The organism is Nocardioides sp. (assembly GCF_031422975.1).
In the GTDB taxonomy this organism is placed as follows: Bacteria; Actinomycetota; Actinomycetes; order Propionibacteriales; family Nocardioidaceae; genus Nocardioides.
Genome location: NZ_JANPEO010000380.1, coordinates 1 through 2731 on the forward strand (window position 1 = coordinate 1; position 2731 = coordinate 2731).

The window sequence follows — 2731 nt, forward strand, 5'->3', positions numbered from 1 at the left end:
ATCACCGCGGTGAAGGAGGGATTGTCGGGCGTGTGCGCGTTGCGGTAGCGCGTCGACCAGCCCTCGACCTGGCGCCGGACGTAGCCGGTCCCCCTGCCGAGCTCCGCGAGGCCCGCTGCCTTGGGGTCGACGGAGTGGAGCTCGGCGTAGACCTCGACGACGTTGAGACAGAGCTGTCGCGCCTGCTCGGCGGACAGCGGCACGTCGGCCGGCCAGGTGCTGCGCGGGATGAGTCCCTCGATGCGCTCCATGGCGTAGAAGTCCCCGCCGAGCACGGATGGGTCGTCGCAGAAGCCGACCATCGCGGCGACGTAGGGGAAGACCGGCGCCAGCGCGGACTGGATGACGAACTCGCGGTGCATGTCGTGCGCGCCCCTGGCCTTGGTGCCCTGCGGGGCACGACGCAGGATCAGGTCACGCGCCGGGTAGCGGAGCAGGTAGGTCAGGTTGGACGCGCCGCCGGAGAACTGGCGCACCTCCGGCGTGCCGTCGAGGCGGATCGGGTCGCTGGCGTGGGCTCGCAGCCAGTCGGCCACGACGTCGACGTCGAAGGCGTCCTCCTCGCGGACCGCGCGAGCGCCGTCGCCGGTTGCCGGGGACGTCATGACATCGCGTCCAGCCGTGCCGCCTGGTGCCGCATCACCTCGTCGTACGCCGCCCGGTCGGCCCACTTCAGGAAGTAGGCCCGGCGAGCCGCCTCGTCGGGCACGATCACGTCGTCACCGGCGTCCATCCCGGCCAGCACGGCCGCGGCGATGTCGTCGGCGGTGACCTTCGAGTTCTCCACCAGCCCGGCGATGACGGCGCCGATGGCCTCGTCCTGGCCCTGCATCGAGTCCCTCAGGTTGGTGCGGAAGTAGGACGGACACACGACGCTGGCGCGCACGCCGTACGCCGCCAACTCGTGACCGCACGTCTCGGTGAAGGCCACGACGGCGGCCTTGACCGCGTTGTAGGAGCCCATCCCGCCCGGGTGCACGAGGCCGGCCAGCGAGGCGACGTTGACGATGTGGCCGGACCGCTGCGCCTTGAGCATCGGCGTGAAGGTCTGGACGCCGCGGACGACGCCGAAGAGGTTGATCTCGGTGATCCAGCGCCAGTCGTCCAGCGAGCAGAGCTCGATCCGGCCGCCGCCGGCGACGCCCGCGGTGTTGTCGAGCACGTCGAGCCCGCCCCAGCGCTCCTCGACACCGGCCAGGGCCCTCGCCCAGTCGGCCTCGGAGGTGATGTCGAGGACCAGGTCGATGCCGTCAGCGCCGACCCGGTCGGTGGTGAGCACCTCGTCGCCCCGGGCGCGGAAGGCGGCACTGAGCGCCGCACCGAGCCCGGAGGCCGCGCCGGTGACGAGCACGCGGCTCATCGGCGCTTCCCCAGCTCGATCTTGGCGATCACGTTGCGGTGCACCTCGTCCGGTCCGTCGGCCAGCCGGAGGGAGCGAGCGCCGACGTAGGCCGCTGCGAGCGGGAAGTCGTCGGTCATGCCGGCGCCGCCATGGAGCTGGATCGCCATGTCGATGACGTCGAGCGCCATGTTGGGCACCTCGACCTTGATCTCACTGACGGCCGAGACCGCCTCCGTCGACATGCCTTGGTCCAGCAGCCACGCGGCGTGCATGACCAGGAGGCGCGAGCGGTTGATGGCGATCCGGGCATCGGCGATGCGCTCCCGGTTGCCGCCGAGGTTGGCCAGCGGCTTGCCGAAGGCGGTGCGGCTCAGCGCGCGGTCGCAGGCCAGCTCGAGGGCACGCTCGGCGAGACCGATGGCGCGCATGCAGTGGTGGACCCGACCGGGACCGAGTCGACCCTGGGCGATCTCGAACGCGCGGCCCTCGCCGAGCAGGATGTTGGCGACGGGCACGCGCACGTTGTCGAAGGACACCTCGCCGTGGCCGAGCGGCTCGTCGTAGTAGCCCATCGTGGTGAGCATCCGCTCGACCGTGACGCCGGGCGCATCGCGGGGGACCAGCACCATCGTGTGGCGCGAGTGCCGGTCGGCGTCGGGGAGGCTCAGCCCCATGAACACCAGGATCTTGCACTCGGGGTTGCCGATGCCGGTGGAGAACCACTTGCGGCCGTTGATGACGACCTCGTCGCCGTGGACCACCGCGGTGGCCTCCATGGTGGTCGCGTCCGAGGAGGCGACGTCGGGCTCGGTCATGCAGAAGGCGCTGCGGATCTCGGCCCGAAGTAGCGGCTCGAGCCACTGCTTCCTCTGCTCGTCGGTGCCGTACTTGAGCAGCACCTCCATGTTGCCGGTGTCGGGCGCGTTGGAGTTGAAGACCAGCGGCGCGAGGAACGAGCGACCCATCACCTCGGCGAGCGGGGCGTAGTCGACGTTGGTCAGCCCCTCCCCGCCGTCGGTGCCGAAGTCTGCGGCGTACGACCCGGCATGCTCCGCGGGCAGGAAGAGGTTCCACAGTCCCTGCTCGCGGGCCTTGGCCTGCAGCTGCGTGATCCGCGGGTCGGGCGTCCAGTTGTCGCCGCCGCTCTCGCGGGCCCGGGTGATCCGTTCGTGCATGTCGGCCTCGAGGGGCTCGATCTCGGTGTCCATGAAGGCACGCACGCGCTCCTGGAGGTCGGCGGCACGCGGGGAGAGGGAGAAGTCCATGGGTTGACCTTAGCCACATTGTTGAGCAATGCTCAATAGTGTGTCCGAGACCGTACGCCGACGGCTGAGCGCCGACGACCGCCGCCGCCAGCTCGTCGGCATCGGTCTGAGCCGGATCATCGAC

3 protein-coding genes are annotated in these 2731 nt (G+C 70.5%); all 3 read right to left on the bottom strand.

Features of this window, described 5'->3' with window-relative positions; translation table 11 throughout:
- The coding region (locus RMO85_RS11540) for a phosphotransferase family protein (protein WP_310528869.1) at positions 1-605 on the bottom strand (605 nt) is incomplete at its 3' end.
- Entirely contained in the window at positions 602-1360 is a 759-nt protein-coding gene (locus RMO85_RS11545; RefSeq protein ID WP_310528870.1) for an SDR family NAD(P)-dependent oxidoreductase, read from the bottom strand. The genes RMO85_RS11545 and RMO85_RS11540, both read right to left, overlap by 4 nt.
- Positions 1357-2607 carry an acyl-CoA dehydrogenase family protein gene (locus RMO85_RS11550; RefSeq protein WP_310528871.1) on the bottom strand — a complete coding sequence of 417 codons (1251 nt, stop codon included), beginning with the start codon at positions 2605-2607 and terminating at the stop codon, positions 1357-1359. Before RMO85_RS11550 ends, RMO85_RS11545 begins: the two co-directional genes overlap by 4 nt.
- Positions 2608-2731 lie beyond the last annotated feature (124 nt).